This is a genomic window from Prosthecobacter sp. (assembly GCF_044373815.1).
Taxonomy (GTDB): domain Bacteria; phylum Verrucomicrobiota; class Verrucomicrobiia; order Verrucomicrobiales; family Verrucomicrobiaceae; genus Prosthecobacter.
Genome location: NZ_JBIPNG010000081.1, coordinates 1 through 17,903 on the forward strand (window position 1 = coordinate 1; position 17,903 = coordinate 17,903).

The window sequence follows — 17,903 nt, forward strand, 5'->3', positions numbered from 1 at the left end:
CTTCGATGAGTTGAGGCTACACTGACGATACGCCGCCTATTTTGGCCACTCGCCCAAGTTGGCATCAAAGACTTTTTCCCCCGCATCAGTTGAACGCACCTCCACGCTACTGACTTGAACGCCGATCATGCGCGGGTCTTTGGAGTTCGGATCGAGCTTCATGGGGACCCAACCTTGGGCACGAAGCTCGAGGCGTACTTGATCTTTGGTGGTGGCGGGCAAAGTCGCGGTGAGGGTGTCGGTGTTCGTGAGCGGGGCGATTTGTTTGCCATCGAGATACAAACCAGCCTCAGCGGTAATGGCCTGCGGTGGTGCCATGAGTTTCAGCGTGATGGTGCAGGCTTTGCCTGAAATAACAGGCAGCACGAGCGAACTGCTCGGCATGGACCAGCGTGCGCCGACCTCTGATCCGTGCCAGCCGAGGAGATAGTGTCCGCTGCCAGCCTCGCCCATCGCGATGCGATAATGCGATCGCGCTTCATCGGTCCACTCGATGCTATCACTCTCGTTTAAGGCCGACTGCGTGCGCTTGCCCGCTTGGTTGTCGATGCGGAAGCCGCCCACCGCTTGGTTCGCCGTGACGATGGCGCTGGACACACCTTTGCCCACACGCACATGCAGATGATCTTCGCCAAAGGTGCTGCCTTGCACAATGGCCTTGCCCGCATCGATCTGGATAGCGGGTGAGTCGAGATGAGCGATGTCCCAATTGACAAAGTTGCACGCGCTTGCGGTGAACTGGCCCTCCGCACCGCGCATCCACACACAGCGATCCAGCGGCCCCCAGAACGCGCAATTAACCAGGCTGACCTTCCCTTTCACCGCCGGGCCGATCTCCATGCCCACGCTGTCCGTGCTTCCCCAGCGTCCGACGAACTCGCCATTTGTAATCAGCAGTCCCGGTGCCTGCGCCTGCTCCACCAAGACCGCTCTCTGGCATGAATCCGCACCCAGGCCCACGAAGTTGCCATTCGCGCTGCCTTTGTCCGTCGCGCTGAATTTGTAGCCCACGCCGTAGCCAAAGCAGAACGTATTCAGCACATACAGCCAGTCCGTGTGCGCGATCTCGAAGGCCGTGCCGTTCAAGTTCACCCATTGGCAAAAAGGATTGTTCGGATCATAAGTCACACCGAAGGGCCAAAAGTGAACGTTCTCGATGTGGCCGATGTCCATGCACTCCGTCACATACAAGCCGCGCCACGATGGATACCCCGTCACATTCCGTACCAGTGGCCGATGCGCCAGCACGAAGCGGATGCCTTCATAAGGATTCAGCAGCAGGCATTCGCTGATGCCCACATTCTCCGTGGCCTGGGACGCGACGCATGGCGGATACGGCACTGGGGGCACGTCCGTCTGTTTCCACTCCGGGTAAGTGATGATGAAACCCGCGATGGCCGCATTCGTGCCCGCCAGATTGATGAATGGCGCACCTTCATTCGATCCGCGTCCCGCCATCGCTTGTAAAACGGAACCCGTCAGCTCTGCCGTCTTTCCCGAGCGAACCGTGGGTGGCACGCGGTAGATGCCTTGCAGCGTCACATTCGCCGGAATGGTCAGGTTTCCCGCAATGCGAAACGACCCAGCAGGCACCGTCACCACGCCGCCGCCCGCCTTGCCCGCGTCATCGAGCAAACGCTGGAAAATAGCGGTGCTGTCTGTTGCACCGTCGGCCTTGGCCCCGGCGCTGACGACATCCCACGAAGGGGTCTGAGCAAACACGCCGCTGGTAAGCAAGCAGGTGAGAATGACAAGGATATGCCGGGACTTCATAGAGTAATTGAGAAAGTGATGGGATCGCACGTCTGCTACGGCTTGTTTGAGGAAGATGGCGCTGCCAGCAGAAAAGCGATCAACTGCTTCAAGCTATCCTTCGCCTCGCCGGGCATGGTTCCAGCGGGGACACGGGTGGAATCACCAAGTTCAAAGGTGGCTGGCGGGAGATTGAAGAAATACCACGCAGGCTCGAACTGGATCAGGCGGCAGTTATTATCTAGCGCGCTTCGCGTCCACGCGATGATTTCCTCGGGCTTCGTGTCCATGTAGGTGAAGTTGTGCAGCCAGCTTTGATTTGAGAGGCCGAAACCGGCGGCTCCTTCCTTGGGGAAGTGCTCCACCGCTGTGTGCCAGGTGCCGAGGCGCGGGAGCGAGGCTTCGTTCGGCTCGTTGTTGTTGTAGGTCACAGTCACGACGCCTGGATTTTTTCGCAGCAGGGCTTTGACCTGCTTGGTGTATTTGGGCATCTCTGAATCCCATGGAGAAAAGGGCATCCAGCCAAAGTCACCCCATTGGACAAACATCGCGTGCTGCCCGGCGAAACGGATGAATCCCTCAGCAAGATCAGGCCTGAAGAAGTTGTCGGCAGGCAGTTTGTCGCCAGAGCGTTTCAGCTCGGGATTCGTGGTCTTCATGGCGCGGATGCCGTAGTCCTGGCCGAAGATCTCCATGAAGCGCATACCGACGAGCGACGCACCATACGACTCCTTGAAGGCCGCGAGCTGCTCCACGGAGATGGATTGCCCATGACTGGAATCAAACGGCGCATTCGCCGGACCGTTTGCACCGAGAGTGAAGGTGTCCGAAGAATACACATCGAACACAAATGGCATCTTCTGCGCCACCAGTGTGTCCAGCATCAGTTTTAGGCGCTGCTTGTCCTTGGTCATCGGATTCAGCAGCACGCTGACTTCATACTTCTCACCCAGTGGCCGCAGAGCCGTCGTCATTCGATGCAGCGCTTCAATGTTCCCATTCGCGACGATGCCGTTGCCAAAGCCTTGGTCGATTGAGAAGAGCATGCGGACTTTTTTCCCGTCCGCCAGACACCAGGAGGCGGAAGAGGCCAGCATAAACGCGACAATGCAGGAAAAGATTTTCATGCTTCGCTGAGATTATCCCGCACCACGGTCTTGCCCTTAGCCCTGTTGATCACCATGAAGGCCGATCTGGAAGTGTTGTCACTGACGTTGGCGGAGAGCACGGACTCATCGAGCAACACGTGATCGCGGGCGGCTTGACCATCGATGAAATCGCAGCCGCGGACCTGCAGGCGACCTGATTTGGCGTGGATGAGGGGGCGGAGGGTGTTGCGGGGGTCAAGGCAGTGGATGTGACAGTCGGTAAAGCTGACTTTGCCGCCGCCTTCGATGCGGGCGAGGCCAATGCCATTGGCGGCCCACATGCTGCCAAACAATCCGCAGGCGTTGAACGTGAGCGGGGCGTTGTTGGTCGACTCAACAATGATGTCGCCGTAGATTTGTGAGTTCGTGAATCGTGCGCCGCTGTGGCCCTGCATCTCCACCACATGGACGGCACGATTGCAGCCGTCCGCACCGCCACCAATGACATGCGCGTTGCCACCGCCTTGATAAGCCGCCGCAGCGCTGGTGCATCGGATGAACTGGAAGCCGGTCTCATAGTCGATGCAGAAGCAGTTCGTCAGATGCTGCCAGTCTGAGCGGCCAATGACGAATGCTTTGCCCTCTTTTCTACGAAACTCAGCCGCCGCTCCCGTCGCACCCCAGAAGGGCCAGAAGTGTACGTTCTCGACGCGCCCCACGTCAATGCAGTGATCAATGAACAGCCCCCGATACAGCGGTGCACCATTGAGGTTGCGGATGAAGTGACGGCCTGTGTGTCGGCCACCAAAATCCACCCCCTTGTACGGATTAACAAGCAGCACGTCGATGATGGAACAGTTGTCCGCGCCACTGAGCAACGAACTGATTGTCCAAGGATAGGCGATGGGAGGATTGGAATCGGTCTGCTCAGGATAAAATACTGCGATGCCTTTCAGCGTCGCGTTGTAATCGAGTTGGATGAATGGTGTTCCGTCCGCTTCACCCTTGCCACTGAAAGCGAGCAACACCGAACCATTCGGCGCGCCCTTCCCCAGAGAGTCCGCCGTCCATGGAATGGTCGGCGGTGCGGTGAAGATGCCCTCCAGGGTCACGTTGCGCCTGATGATGAGCTGACCGTTGAGCCGATAGGTTCCCGCTGGCACAAAGACACTGCCGCCTCCGCTTGCCGAAGCCGCGTCGATGGCCCTTTGAAATACTGCGGTGTCATCGGTCGTCTGATCCGCCTTCGCTCCAAATGACCGGACATTTAGCCGATGATCGCCACCGGATGCCGTTTCCGGCCTCGCCTCCGCGCCGAGCGAAGTACCAAGCGTGACGAGGCCAGCACAAGTGAAGGCGGCGCGGCGTGTGAAGATCATATGCATTTATTTTTACGAGTCGGGAGCGTGACAGTCTTTCAGCTGAACTTTGTGCTGGCATCTGCTTTACAAAACGTTCACATCACCATCTCATGAACATTCACGGACAGCCGCACCGCTCCATCGAAGCCGATCACTCATCACGGAGCGCGCGCATCATCGATCAAACCTATCTGCCGCACCAAGTGGAATGGCGTGATCTGCAGACGATGGAGGATGCGGCCGAGGCCATCCAAGTGATGCGCGTGCGTGGTGCGCCGCTGATTGGTGCGACGGCTGCGTTTGGTTTGTACTTTGCCCTGCGGGATGATGCCTCGGATGCGGCGCTGCAACGGGCCTATGAAGTTCTGCATGCCACGCGTCCCACGGCGATCAATCTGCGCTGGGCGCTGGACCGGGTGAAGCGTGTCGTAGCACCGCTCGATGTGGAACAACGCGCAGATGCAGCCTGGAATGAGGCACTGGCCATCTGTGAGGATGATGTGAGGACGAATCACGCCATTGGCAAACATGGACTGGAATTGTTTCGAGCGATTCAAGCGAAGAAAGCCGATGCCTCTGCGCCGCTGAATGTGATGACGCACTGCAATGCAGGCTGGCTGGCCACGGTGGACTGGGGCACGGCGATATCGCCGATTTATCAGGCGCATGATGCAGGCATGAACGTGCATGTGTGGGTGAGTGAAACGCGCCCACGCGGCCAGGGGGCTTCGCTGACCGCCTTTGAACTTAAAGAGCATGGGGTGCCTTATACTTTGATTGTCGATAACAATGCGGGACACCTGCTGCAGCGCGGGCTGGTGGATGTAGTCATCGTGGGCACAGACCGCGTCACGGCGCATGGGGATGTGGCGAACAAAATCGGCACCTACCTCAAGGCGCTGGCGGCCAAAGCGCATGACGTGCCGTTTTACGTGGCCACTCCCGTCAGCACCATCGACTGGACGATCACTGACGGCATTCGAGACATCCCCATCGAGCAGCGCAGCGCCCGGGAGGTTACGCACATGCCCGGATTGAATGCGGCAGGAATGCGTGAGGAGGTGCTGATCACCCCGGCGGGAACTCAGGCGCGCAATGATGGCTTTGACGTGACGCCCGCGTCTCTGGTCACGGCGTTAGTGACGGAACACGGGGCTTTTCCGGCCAGCGCCGAGGCATTGCAGCAGCTGAAGGCTTTGATTTAGACCACCCCGCATTTTTTCAGGTTTTAGACATTATTCGGTGAACGACATGCGAATACTTGGGGTCTGTTTCACGAAACCAAGGAAAATCATTGCATGAATCGCTGCCTTAAGAGTGTGTTGACGGGATGGGCGTTGCTCATCGGAACATCGGGTGTTTTGGCCCAGCAACCAGCGCCTGCCTCCAGGGCGATCATCGTCTTTGACGCCTCGGGGAGCATGTACGGCCAAGTGCCGGGAGGAGTGAAGATCGACATCGCGAAGAAGGTGGTGAGCGACATCGTCGGCTCCATTGATCCGGCGATGGAACTGGGCCTCATGGCCTACGGACATCGCAAAAAAGGTGACTGCGAGGACATCGAATTGCTGGTGCCGCCGCAGCCGGGGAGTTCGGCAGCGATTTTGAAAGCGGTGGCTGCTTTGGAACCGAAAGGCAAGACTCCGCTCACAGCGGCTGTGATTCAGGCGGCGAAGTATTTGAAGTTTGAGGAGGCGAAGGTGTCTGTGATTCTGGTCAGCGACGGGGTGGAGACCTGTGACAAAGATCCCTGCATGGCCGCGGAGGAACTGGAGCGCCTGGGTGTGGACTTCACCTGTCATGTGATCGGTTTTGACCTCAAGCCGGGTGAGTCGTCGGGGCTTGAGTGTCTGGCGAAAAAGACCGGTGGCATGTACCTTGCGGCCAAGGACGCTGCGTCACTCAAGTCTTCGCTCGAAGTCGCGATGAAGCAGGTGGCGAAGCCGGTGACCACGCTGGTGGTGGAAGCCAAAAAGTCTTCTGGTGGTGCATTGATCGAAGGCGTGAATTTTCAGGTCTTTGCGGATGGTGGCGGTGAAAACGCGATCGCCACGGGAAGCGGCGGACACTGGAGCACCGAGCTGCCGAAGGCGGGCAAGTACACCCTCAGCGCCAAGCTTGGGGCCAAGTCAGTCGAAGCCAGTCTGACTGTGAAGGACGGCGAAACCGTGACCAAAGAAGTCGTCTTTGCGGAGACGGGAATCAAGGCGGTGGCCTATGACAAGGAAGGTGGCGTCCCGTTTGAAAGGGAGGTGAGCTGGGATCTTTTCGGGCCAGCGGACGCTGAGGGAAATCGCGCCAAGGTTTCCTTCAGCTATGAGGCGAAGCCTTTCCTGCAGGTGGCTCCGGGCACCTACCTGCTGACCGCCACGCGCGGCAACGCCAGCGCCAGTGTGGAGGTGACTGTGAAAGAAGGCACACCGCAGGAGGTGAAGGTCATTCTTGGCAGCGGCAATCTCAAACTCAGCGCCATCAACGCCGAAGGCCTGCCGCCCATCGCCAAAGACGTGAGCTGGGATCTCTTCTCCCCACCTGACGCCGAGGGCCAGCGCAAGAAGCTGGGCTTCAGCTACGAGGCCCAGCCCAAGATGACCCTGCCCTCCGGCCCGTGCCTTGTCGTGGCCACTTATGGCAATGCCAAGGGGCAAAAGGAGATCGAAGTCAAAGCAGGAGAGACGCAGGACATTGTGGTCTTGATTGGCAGTGGGAAATTGAAGCTTTCGGTCATCCTGGAGGAAGGCGGCACTGCGTTGACGAAGGATGTGGCCTGGGATGTCTTTGGCGAAGCCGATGCCGAGGGCAACCGGCCCAAGATCGCGAACAGCTACGATGCGCAGCCCACCCTTTCTCTGCCAGCAGGGAAGTACCAGGTGGAGGTCGAGGTGGGCAATGCCAAGGGCAAAGTCATGGTGGAGATCAAGGCCGGAGCCACGCTGGAAAAGGTGGTGTCGCTGGGGGCCGGGAAGATCAAACTCTCTGCACTCACCACGGAAGGTGCGGAGGCGCTTTCCAAAGATGTGACGTGGGAGGTTTTTGGCGCTGCTGATGCTGAAGGAAACCGGGCCAAGGCTGGCTACAGCTATGATACCGTGCCCACTCTCAGCCTGCCTGCGGGAAAATACCTGGTGCAGGTGGAATGGGGCAGCGCCAAGGCGAAGCAGGAGGTCGAAGTAGTGGCGGGCAAGTTCAAGGAGATCCCGATCATCATCAATGCCGGCACACTGGGCCTGAGCGCTGTCATGACCGAAGGGGCGGACCCTGCGCCTGAGGGAATCAACTGGGATGTGTTTGGCGAAGCCAATGCTGAAGGGGAACGCCCCAAGGCGAGCTACAGCTACGATGCGCAGCCTAAACTCCACCTCACCGCCGGCAAATACCTCGTCGTGGCAACACGCGGGGCCGCCAAGGCCCAGGCTGAAGCGGAAGTGCAGGCGGGCAAGATGACCACCAAGGCCCTGAACCTGAATGCGGGAACCTTGAAACTCAGTTCGAGCACGCCCGGCAGCTGGGACATTTACGGTCCGAAGGATGGCGAAGGTAACCGGAAAAAGCTCACTTACTCATATGATGCGGAGGCGAAGCTCTTCATCCCCGCAGGCAAGGTGCTGGTGGTGCGCAGCGAGGGCGACAAAAAGGCCGAGCAGGAAGTGGAGATCAAAGCCAATGCGCCTACTGAGTTGACGCTTGATGCGAAGTAATGTGCCAATCTAGTCTTTTCTATTATAACGCTTGTAAAGTCCCCTGCATCACAGACGCTGCACTTCCACATTATGAAATACACACATCTTTTGCTCATCGGGCTGCTCGCGGGCAGCATGACATCCTGCAACAAAACCCCGGAAGGCTCCAAAGCCGCCGAGGACACCAAGAAGGCGTCGGAAGCCGTCAAGGAGGCCGTCAAATCCAACGCTGACGCTGCGGCGAAGGAACTGGAAGCGGCCAAAGTGGCGGCTGAACAGAAGGCGACTGAAATGAAGATTGCTGCCGAAAAGAAGGCCAGTGAACTGAAAGTGGCGGCAGAAAAGGAAGCCGCAGCACTCAAGGAAGCAGCTGAAAAGAAAGCTGCTGAAGCAGCGAAGGCCATCGAGGAAGCCGCAGCGAAAGCCAAGGCCGCACTGACACCGGCACCTGCGGCTCCCGCAGTTCCGGCTGTGCCAGCGCCTCCTGCCGCTCCGGCCACGCCGCCGGCAGCGCCTGCAGTGCCGAAATGATCGTCACTTCAGCATGAATCACGCGAGAGCGTCAGGGGATTTCTCCTGACGCTCTTTCTATGTGGGGGAGATCTTGGGGCCGCAGCTGTGGTGTAGCGGAACGCATTGCAAACGCTGCTGGTTGCCGTGGAGTGCGGCGAAGTGCTGGATTTGCTCCTGGATGCGGGCGAATGACCCAGGGTCGCCTCGCTGAGGCTCGGCTGACCCTGGGCTATGTTCCGCAGCACCTTTGGTGCTGGTGTAAAGCGGCGCGGCCACTGTAGTGGCGCGCTTTTCAGAATATGTTAGCTGCAAAAAGCTGTGCTAAACAGCCCTGGATCACACTGCCTTCGGGACTTCAAAGCCTGGGCGATACTCACGGGTGAGGAGGGCGAGGGCTTCTGGGGTGGCGGTGTCGCCGATGAAGGTTTCCTTGGCGACATCGATTTCCAGCATGGGGCCCATCTTGATGTCGAGCGTGGAGGCATCGAGTTCGTTTTTGACGAGATGCTGGTGGAAATCGGCGATGACGTCATTCCAAGGCTGGAAGTCTTTCACGGCAGCCTCGGCTTGTTCGCGATTGTACTTCTGGCCGAGGCGGAAGGAGTTGTTGGCGAGGTGGCACCAAGCGCTGGAGAAGTGGATTTTTTCGACTTCACCCTTCAGGTCCTCCTGTTTACGGCTGCGGATGGCGTCGATGAAATTGGCGGCGTGGTTTTTGCCGCCGTCGCCTTTGAAGATGTGGAGCTTTTTGCCTTCGGCATCAAAGGCGGTGCCACCGCCGCGGCTGCCGGTGTAGTAGCCGCCTTCGCACTCGATGATGAGGAAGGCGCCGGTGCGGCGGCGCAGGTAGACATCGGGGGCTTTGACGCCTTTTTGGCGTGGCAGATTGTGGAAATCGACGATGACCGGAATGCTGCCGGTGTCCATGTAGGCGAAGTGGGTGTTGGGCGATTCACCGGCGTCATTCCAGGCGAAACGTCCGCCGCCGGCGATGACGCGCTTGGGCAGCGGCACTTTGTCGCGGAAGACGACATTGCGGAGGTCATCGAGGATGTGGGGGCCCCAGTTGCCCATCTCGCCGTTGCCGGTGTTCCAGTTCCAATGCCAGTCGTAGTGGAACTTTTCGCGGTAGATGGGCTCGTCTTTTGCAGGGCCAAGCCAGATGTCGTAGTCCACCGTTGTGGGTGGATTGAGTGGCTGTGCGAGTTTGCCGATGGAGTTGCGCAGGCTGTAGTGATTGCAGCGCACGTATTTGATCTTCCCCATGGTTTCGGCATCGAGGAAGGCTTTGATTTCCTCCTGCAGCGGATCGCTGCGCTGCTGGGTGCCGCCTTGGACGATGCGGTTATACTTGCGGGCGGCTTCGACGAGTTTGCGGCCTTCCCAGATGTTGTGCGAGACGGGCTTCTCGACATACACATCCTTGCCTGCCTGCATGGCCCAGATGGAGGCTAGGACGTGCCAGTGATTGCCGGTGGAGACGACGACGGCATCGATGCTTTTGTCATCCATGACCTTGCGGAGGTCCTGGGTGGTCTTGGCGTTTGGGAAAACCTTTTTGGCTTTATCCAAAGCCGCCGTGTCGGGATCACAGAGATAAGCGATTTCCACGCCGGGGACCTTGGCCATGCGGCCGGCATTTCCCAGGCCCTGTCCGCCGAGACCGATGGAAGCGATGCGGATAGTGTTGTTCGCGCCAAGCACGCGACTGGCTGACAGGGCGGTGAAGGCGAGCGCGGACTGGGTGATGAAGGAACGGCGGGAAGTCATGGTGAGGGCTGGTTGAGTGCAGTTCTGTCAGAATGATCAACGGCACGCAATCATTTCTTTAAACTTGGCGCCGCCGACGAGGAAGAGGCCGCTAGAACTGTTGCCACGCTGCTGCATATCGCGGTTTCTTCGAGGAGATGGGGAGATGCAGTTGCTACTGGAGTGCGAGGCGGGCGGTGATCTTTCGCTCTGGCGCGGGGAAGAGCGAGGGGTGCTTGCGGGGTGCTGCGGAATAAATTCCGCGCTCCAAAAAAAGAGGCCGCTTTGCAGCGGCCTCTTCGTGGTTATTGAGTGTTGGCGGATGAGGCTTAGCCCACGTCTTCGGCAGGGGCGGCGTCGCCAGCGGCGGCAGCTGCGTCCTTGTCTTTCATGGCGGCCTTGCGGCTCATCTTGATGCGGCCCTTGTCGTCGATGCCAATGCACTTGGCGGAGACGATGTCGCCGGTCTTGACGACGTCTTCGGTGCGGTTGACGCGGAAGTCGGCGAGTTCGCTGATGTGGATGAGGCCGTCTTTCTTGCCACCGAGGTTCATGAAGGCACCGAAGTTTGTGGTGCTGACGACTTTGCCTGTGTAGATCTTGCCGACTTCGATTTCCTGGGAGGTGCCGCTGATCATTTCGACTGCGCGCTCGAGGCTTTCCTTGCGGGAAGCATAGATGTAGACGGTGCCGTCGTCTTCGATGCTGATTTCAGCGCCGGACTCGGCCTGGATGGCCTTGATGTTCTTGCCGCCAGGACCGATGAGCTCACCGATCTTGTCTGGGTTGATCTTCACGATCTCGATGCGAGGAGCATACGGGCTGAGAGGCTTCACTTCAGCGATGGCCTGAGCCATGGCGGAGAGAACCTGGGTGCGGCCGTCCTTGGCCTTGACGATGGCTTCTTCGAGGATGCTCAGTGGGAGGCCGGGAAGCTTGAGGTCAAGCTGGTAGCCGGTGACGCCTTCGGAGGTGCCGCAAAGCTTGAAGTCCATGTCGCCGAAGTGGTCTTCGCTGCCGATGATGTCAAGCATCGTGAGGTAGCGCGTCATGTTGTCGCCTTCGAACTCGGAGACGAGACCGACGCTGATACCACCGACGGGGCGCTTGAGAGGCACGCCTGCGTCAAGGAGGGCCATGACGCCGGAGCAAACGGAGGCCATGGAGGTGGAGCCGTTGGACTCCATGACTTCGCTGCTCACGCGGATGGCGTAAGGGAAGACTTCCTTGGCAGGAATGACTGGCTCGATGGAGCGCTCAGCGAGGGCACCGTGGCCGATTTCACGACGATTCTGACCACCGAAGCGGCCGGTTTCACCGACGGAGAACGGAGGGAAGTTGTAATGAAGGATGAAGCGCTTGGAGTCTGGGCCACCTGCGTAGGTGTCCATTTCCTGTGCTTCGTCTGCTGGAGCGAGGGTGGCGATGGAGAGAGCCATCGTTTCGCCGCGGGTGAAGCTAGCGGAACCATGAGTGCGGGGAAGCACGGAGGCTTCGCCGGAAAGCTGGCGGAGCTGATCGATGCCACGGCCGTCGCAACGGCTCTTCTTGTCGAGGATGGAAATGCGGAAGGCTTTCTTCTGGAGGTAGTCGAAGGCCTGGCTGACTTCGAAGCCGGTGGCTTCTGGGAACTTTGCCTTGATGGCTTCAGCGACTTCGTCCTTGAGAGCGCCGACGGCTTTGCCGCGAGCCACCTTGGAAGGGGTGTAGAGAGCGCCTTCGATGCGATCGCCAGCAACTGCGTAGGCGATTTCGAGGAGCTCATCCTTCACGAGCATGAGAGGAACTTCGCGCTTGGCTTTGCCGGCGAGCTTGGTGAGTTCTTCCTGAGCGACGACGATCTTGGCGACTTCGGTCTGTGCGAAGTAGAGGGCTTTGACGAATTCCGCTTCCGGGATTTCGTTGGCGGCGCCTTCGATCATGACGACTTCGGTCTTGTTGCCGACGTAGACGAGGTCCAGGTCGCTTTCGAGGCGCTGGCTCTGGGTCGGGTTCACGACGAACTCACCATTGATGCGGCCGATACGGACGGCACCGACTGGGCCTGCGAACGGGATGTCCGAGACGCAAAGAGCGGCGGAAGCGCCGTTCATGGCGCAGATGTCCGGATCGTTTTCGCCGTCTGCGCTAAGCAGGATGGCGACGACCTGGGTGTCGTAGTAGTAGCCTTTCGGGAACAACGGACGCAATGGGCGGTCCGTCATGCGGCAGGTGAGGATTTCCTTTTCCGTAGGGCGGCCTTCGCGCTTGAAGTAACCACCAGGGAAGCGGCCTGCAGCGGAGGCTTTTTCCTTGTACTCAACGGAGAGGGGGAAGAAGTCCTGGCCGTCTTTGACTTTCGTCGCGGAGACAGCGGTAACGAGGATGATGGTGTCGCCGAGACGCACAGTAACGGCGCCGTCAGCAAGCTTGGCAAACTTGCCGGTTTCGATTTCGAGGGTACCAGCACCGAGCTGGATTTTTTGTGTATGAATGGCCATAGGTTGGCTTGTGTTGTTTGTTTGGTTTGGGTGAAAATAGATTCCAGGCTTCGGCCCGGCGGTGGTACGGCAATGCGTACCATGCAGCATGAACATCGGCTGTGCCGACATGCGTGTAGAAGCCTGCTACAGAAAAAAGGGGCGATGCACGTGGCATCACCCCTCGTAAAAATTCTGTTAGCGGCGGAGACTGAGGCTCTTGAGCAGCTTCTGGTAGCGCTCGTTGGCGGTCAGCTTGAGATAGTCAAGAAGCTTGCGACGACGTGCGACCATCTGAAGGAGACCGCGACGTGTGGAGTGATCTTTCTGATGCGTGCCAAGGTGCTGCGTCAGATCGTTGATTCGCTTCGTCAAGAGGGCCACTTGGACGTCGGCGCTGCCGGTGTCTTTTTCGTGGATCTTGAAGGAGGTGGAATCGATGGTGGTTGCTTCGCTCATGGTTCGTTTGAATGGCCGGACAACTTGTCAGGCGGTGTGTGTTCTAGGATGTGGGGCCGCGAAGGAACCATAAACGCTCTTTTTGGCAAGAGGAAGTTTGAGGAGTTTGCGGTTGCTGGCAGAGGTTTGTCGGAGGCGGGAGAGTGGTGTTTTTATGGGAAAACCCAGCCATGGGCTGCTGTTGCAGGCTGCACTTTCAAGAAAAACGCACGGTGAGCAGGGAGTGGGAGGGTGGCACTGACGTTCAGGAGGGAGGCGCTGCCTTTTGAGGTCCAGTAAGCGGTGGGCGCACGATTGAGCAGCCAGAAGCTGTCATAAGTGGTGGCTCCCGCCACGCGGTCGGCCAGCCAGAGTTGAAGCTGGTCGGCGCTGGCCATGTTGGTGGAGGCGGTGAAGCCCTGATCAGCGGTCAGGCCCAGGCGCAGCGGGGTGGCGTCCACCGGCCAGGGCATGGCCAGAAGGTTTTGCCCTACATTCAATGATTTGCGCCAAGGGCTCACGCGCACATGGCCTGCAAGTGTGACCGACTTGGGCTGGGTGGCGGCTTTGACCATGAGGCCTGTGCCGGGAGGGATGATTTTCGCGTTCTGGGAGAGGTGCGCGGTATCACCGGCGGAGACCCACTGGCGGACGCCGGAACGTGCTGAGAGCCAATGGGCATGCCATGCACCGTTCTCATAAAAGAGCACCTGATCGGCGGCTTCCGCCACTGCTGCGGCCTGAAACAAGTCCACGGGGAAAGCCTGCGCCAGCGTCACATGCGGACGCAGCACCACACGAGCGCCTATCAAGTCTTCCGGCAGCGTTTGGAGCGTGCTGAGCGGTGAAGCGGAAACCAGCGAGGCGACGCCCGCTGTGAGACTGGCGATTTCAAAACGATGACCGGCCTGCGTGCCGTCCAGCACTTCAAGATAGCAGGAAGTGGCTGCATCGATGTGGACCGCCTGAGCATTGGCGAGGATGAGCGCGGACGAACCGGAGAACTGCTGGATGCAACCGGCATACAACGGTGCATTCACAAGGGAGATGCCAGATGTCTGCGAACCAGCCGTGAAAGTGAAGCGCTGCCAGGCCTGGGGTGTGGTGACGGCGCTGGTGCCGTCCCGATTCGTCACGCGCAGGCGCAGGATGCCACGCTGCTTGTCCTGACCACTCAGACTGCTGATGCCGCTCCAGCTGAGCTGTTCCATATCACCGCTCAGGGGTGAAGGCGTGGGTGCCAGCATCACTGATGTCCAGGTGAGGAGATCGGTCGAACTCTCCAAGAGGAACGAAACTCCGGTGATGCTGCGAGAATGGTGGAGATGCGCATCCACGCGTCCATCGCTCGTGGTGGTCAACCACCAGCCACCGTCGAAGCTGCCGTCACTGCCGAGAGCGTGTTCGATGAGGTCACTGACGCCATCACCATCAAGATCTGCATCCGCAACGGGCTGAGTTGAGGTGGATTGAACGGAGGCGGTCTGAATGGAGGCTGGGGAAGAGCCCAGAACATTTTTGACGACAGTGGCCGCTGGCGGCGTGGGGGCTGCCTGGATGAACTGCACATTGTCGAAGGTGGAAACGCCGAGGTCGTAAGGGGAAGAAGACGTGACCGCCAGACCAATGTGAACGATGTTTGCGAGTCCGGTCAATGTCGTGCTGCCGATCAGCGTCCAGGCATTGCCATTGGTCGAAGCATAGGAGGTCAGCGTGTCGCCGGTGCGCACGAGGCGGACCCAGTTGTTGGGCGCGGCGTTTACTGCAGGGCCGCCTGCGTATTCGGCGGCGGCATTGACGGTGGAGCGCCAGACCATGCCGAAGCCGTTGTTTTCTGCGGCAGGCGTGGTGAAGGCGATGGCGTGGCGAGCGCCTGCGGTGAGGGCCTCACGGATCATGACGCCCGTTTTGCACCATGGGTGCGTGTTGCTTTGGCTGGTGATGCGTGCGCGGATCTCGCCATTGCCGGTGAGTTGAGTGCTGGCGAAGTGGAAGCCGTCTGCGGCGAAGAAGATGTCCTCCCCTGCCCCGCTCAGCGTGTAGGTGTCCGTGGTGCTGTTGTAGGCTGTGCTGCCCGCGAGCTGAACGGTTCCGACATCTTGTCCCTGCAAGGCGACTTCCACTGGTGGCGTGAAGGTGACGCTGACGGTATTCGAAGCGGTGCTGCCTACTGCAGCCGCATTCTGCGCTGCATTAGCAGGCAGTGTCACCGTGACCACACCGGTGGCTGTGGGAGTCAGCGTCACGCTGTAGCTGGTGCCAGAGCCGGTGAGATTGGACGCTGTGGCATTCGTCACCACGAAATCATTGAGGGCAAGTCCGGTGACCACCTGGCTGAACTGCGCCTGAACGGTGAAGGGTCCAGCTTCGGTCGAAGATGCTGCGCCAAGGGTCACCGCCGGAGCCACCACTGCCTGAGCACCGGCGACCTGCACGTTGTCAAAGGTGGACGTGGCCAGTGTGGAGGGAGAGGAGGATGTGACGGCGAGACCCACATAGACGGTGTTTGAGAGACCTGTCAGCGTGGCCGTGCTCATGAGAGTCCAGGCATTGCCATTGGAGGAAGCGTAGGCGCTGATGGTGTTGCCGCTGCGGACCAGGCGCACCCAGTTGTTCGGAGCCGCATTCAAGGCAGGACCGCCCGCGTAATTTGTGGCCGCATTGGCTGTCGAACGCCAGACCATGCCAAATCCGTTGTTCTCTCCGGCAGGCGTGGTGAAGGCCAAGACATGCCGTGCGCCGGCGGTGAGCGCCTCACGCATCATGACACCGGTTTTGGACCAGGGATTGGTGTTGCTCTGGCTGGTGACACGCGCGCGGATTTCGCCATCGCCCGTGAGCTGAGTCAGCGCGAAGTGGAAGCCGTCCGCCGTGCCGTAGATATCGCTGCCCGATCCTTTCACGGTATAAACGCCGCTGCTGAAGGTGGTGCTGCCAGCGACCAAGGGTTCGCCAACGTCCTGGCCTACGAACGCCACGGTGGCAGGCACCGTGTAAGTCACAGAGACCACGTTGGAAGCGGTGCTGCCGGTGGCTGCTGTATTTTGTGCTGCACCTGCTGGCAGACTCACGGTCACCACACCCGAAGCCACGGGCGTCAAGGTGATGCTGTAGGATGCGCCGCTGCCGCTGAGATTGGACGCCGTGGCATTGCTCACGATAAAATCAGACAGCGTCAGTCCCGTGACAGTCTGGCTGAACTGTACCTGCGCCGTGAAAGGGCCGGTCTCGATGCCGGAGGCCGTGCTGAGCGTGACGGAGGGCGCCACTGCTGTCTGCGCGCCGATGACCTGCACGTTGTCAAATTCAGCCGTGGTCGTCAAACCGCTGTCGGCAGCGGTCGCAGCCAGTCCGACATACACCTGCGCAGACAGACTGGTCAGTGTGGTGGTGCTCACGAGCGACCAGGTGCTGCCATTGGCGGAGGCATAGCCGGTGAGCAGATTGCCTTCACGCACGAGACGCACCCAGTTGTCCGGAGCCGTGCTCAGGGCCGGGCCGCCTGCATAGCCCGTGGCGCCATTGGCGGTCAGACGTGACACCATGCCAAAGCCATTGCCTGCGTCCGGTGGTGTGATGAACATCATGGCATGGCGTGAGCCAGCGGCCAGCGTCTCGCGCACCATGACGCCAGCCTTGGCCCAAGGGTTGGTGTTGCCAAAGCTGCGCACGCGGGCGCGCACTTCACCATCGCCAGTGAGCACGACCTGCTCAAAGCGGAAGCCGTCTTCCGTGGTGTAAATGTCCTGGCCTGAGGCGACCAGCGTATGAACGCCAGTGCTGATGTTGATGCTGGTGGAGCCCGCAAGGAAACCACTGCCGATGTCCTGGCTCACAAAGGCAGGGCCGCTGGCTGCCGGTGTGTAGGTGCGTGTGAGGACGTTGGAGGCAAGGTTTGTCACCATGTCTGCATCCTGCGCCTGAGCTGCGGCGATGCTGATGGTGACATTGGCCGTGGGCGTGATGGTGAAGCTGTAGTTCGCACCCGAGCCGGTGAGAGCACTGGCGGCGCCGCCGGTCACGCTGATGTCTGTCAGGGTGAAACCTGTCACGGGATGACTGAAAGTGGCAGTGACGCCAAAGGGAGCGCTCAAGGAAGCAGGGGCCGTGGTGGCGAGTTCCACCGTGACTGGCAGCGGCGCGGAGGCGGGTGCGTTGTCGATCTGCTGAAGATAGGCCACGAGATTGGCGAGGTCCGTGGCATTCATAGTCACGCCTTGATGAGCGGTGACGGCGTCTGCGAGTGTGGCAGCGGAGCCATCGTGCAAATATGGCGCGGTGGCCCAGAGGCCGCGCATGGTGGGGACATCGAAGCCGGTGAGCGCGCCATTGAGACGCTTGCCGCTGGTGGGCTGCTTGATGGTGCCGACATCGCGGAAGACATTCAGGGCGCTGTTGGTGAAACCCGCGCCGCTGTGGCATGAGGCGCAGTTTTGCTGACGGAAGACGCGCTCGCCTTCCACAGCGGCGGTGGTCATGGTGCCGTCGGTGTTGCGATTGGGGCTGGCGGATTCCGTGGTGAGAGAGGTGACGTAGGCGGAGAGTGCATCAAGGTCGGCGCTGACGCCGGCTTTGGAAGCGCCCAGGGGCTGGCTGCGGGTGCCGGTGTTGAACTGAGCATCTGTCATGAGTCCGGTGCCGCCGGAAAAGACGCGAATCTGTCCTTCGAAATCGTGGACCTCGTCGAAGTTGCCCGTCCAGTGCAGGGCGCCGTGCGCGCCGTGGCCGCGCAGGGTGATGGTGTTGCGCAGGCCTTCGCCGGTACCGGTGAAGTCCCAGGTGCGGCCGTCATGACCGCCGTCGTTGTGACAGGAGGCGCAGGAAATGTATTCCTGCAGGGCCAGGCGCACATCCGCCGCATCA

Annotated in this window: 10 protein-coding genes; 3 read left to right on the top strand and 7 right to left on the bottom strand. The window is 59.8% G+C overall.

Going from position 1 to position 17,903, the window contains the following annotated elements:
* Positions 1 to 36: 36 nt before the first annotated feature.
* Genes ACIREA_RS09365 through ACIREA_RS09375 form a run of 3 tightly spaced genes read right to left on the bottom strand, consistent with a single transcriptional unit; the run spans position 37 to position 4,219 of the window.
* Positions 37 to 1,773, bottom strand: coding sequence for a glycosyl hydrolase family 28-related protein (locus ACIREA_RS09365; protein WP_397382001.1), 1,737 nt, complete (start codon positions 1,771 to 1,773; stop codon positions 37 to 39).
* A 35-nt stretch (positions 1,774 to 1,808) separates the two neighbouring features.
* Positions 1,809 to 2,879 carry a hypothetical protein gene (locus tag ACIREA_RS09370; protein ID WP_397382002.1) on the bottom strand — a complete coding sequence of 357 codons (1,071 nt, stop codon included), beginning with the start codon at positions 2,877 to 2,879 and terminating at the stop codon, positions 1,809 to 1,811.
* The gene (locus ACIREA_RS09375) at positions 2,876 to 4,219 is read right to left on the bottom strand and encodes a glycosyl hydrolase family 28-related protein (RefSeq protein ID WP_397382003.1); all 1,344 of its coding nucleotides are present in this window, start codon (positions 4,217 to 4,219) and stop codon (positions 2,876 to 2,878) included. The genes ACIREA_RS09370 and ACIREA_RS09375 overlap by 4 nt, the downstream gene beginning before the upstream one ends.
* A 92-nt stretch (positions 4,220 to 4,311) precedes the next feature.
* On the opposite strand from ACIREA_RS09375, the gene mtnA reads away from it, so the two are divergent.
* From mtnA to ACIREA_RS09390, 3 genes are all read left to right on the top strand, one after another.
* The gene (gene mtnA, locus ACIREA_RS09380) at positions 4,312 to 5,406 is read left to right on the top strand and encodes an S-methyl-5-thioribose-1-phosphate isomerase (protein ID WP_397382004.1); all 1,095 of its coding nucleotides are present in this window, start codon (positions 4,312 to 4,314) and stop codon (positions 5,404 to 5,406) included.
* Between the two features lie 93 nt (positions 5,407 to 5,499).
* Positions 5,500 to 7,899 carry a VWA domain-containing protein gene (locus ACIREA_RS09385; protein WP_397382005.1) on the top strand — a complete coding sequence of 800 codons (2,400 nt, stop codon included), beginning with the start codon at positions 5,500 to 5,502 and terminating at the stop codon, positions 7,897 to 7,899.
* Between the two features lie 72 nt (positions 7,900 to 7,971).
* The gene (locus tag ACIREA_RS09390) at positions 7,972 to 8,412 is read left to right on the top strand and encodes a hypothetical protein (RefSeq protein ID WP_397382006.1); all 441 of its coding nucleotides are present in this window, start codon (positions 7,972 to 7,974) and stop codon (positions 8,410 to 8,412) included.
* Between the two features lie 318 nt (positions 8,413 to 8,730).
* On the opposite strand, the gene ACIREA_RS09395 is transcribed toward ACIREA_RS09390, so the two are convergent.
* The 4 genes from ACIREA_RS09395 to ACIREA_RS09410 all read right to left on the bottom strand — a co-directional run bounded on the left by ACIREA_RS09395 (position 8,731) and on the right by ACIREA_RS09410 (position 17,890).
* Positions 8,731 to 10,164 (bottom strand): Gfo/Idh/MocA family protein, encoded by a 1,434-nt coding sequence (locus tag ACIREA_RS09395; RefSeq protein WP_397382007.1) that lies wholly within the window; start codon positions 10,162 to 10,164, stop codon positions 8,731 to 8,733.
* Between the two features lie 308 nt (positions 10,165 to 10,472).
* A complete protein-coding gene (locus ACIREA_RS09400; RefSeq protein WP_397382008.1) occupies positions 10,473 to 12,623 on the bottom strand; it encodes a polyribonucleotide nucleotidyltransferase in 2,151 nt (716 codons plus the stop codon).
* Between the two features lie 177 nt (positions 12,624 to 12,800).
* Positions 12,801 to 13,061 (bottom strand): 30S ribosomal protein S15, encoded by a 261-nt coding sequence (gene rpsO / locus ACIREA_RS09405; protein ID WP_397382009.1) that lies wholly within the window; start codon positions 13,059 to 13,061, stop codon positions 12,801 to 12,803.
* A gap of 152 nt (positions 13,062 to 13,213) precedes the next feature.
* Positions 13,214 to 17,890: an Ig-like domain-containing protein gene (locus ACIREA_RS09410; RefSeq protein ID WP_397382010.1), complete on the bottom strand. Its 4,677-nt coding sequence runs from the start codon at positions 17,888 to 17,890 to the stop codon at positions 13,214 to 13,216.
* Positions 17,891 to 17,903 lie beyond the last annotated feature (13 nt).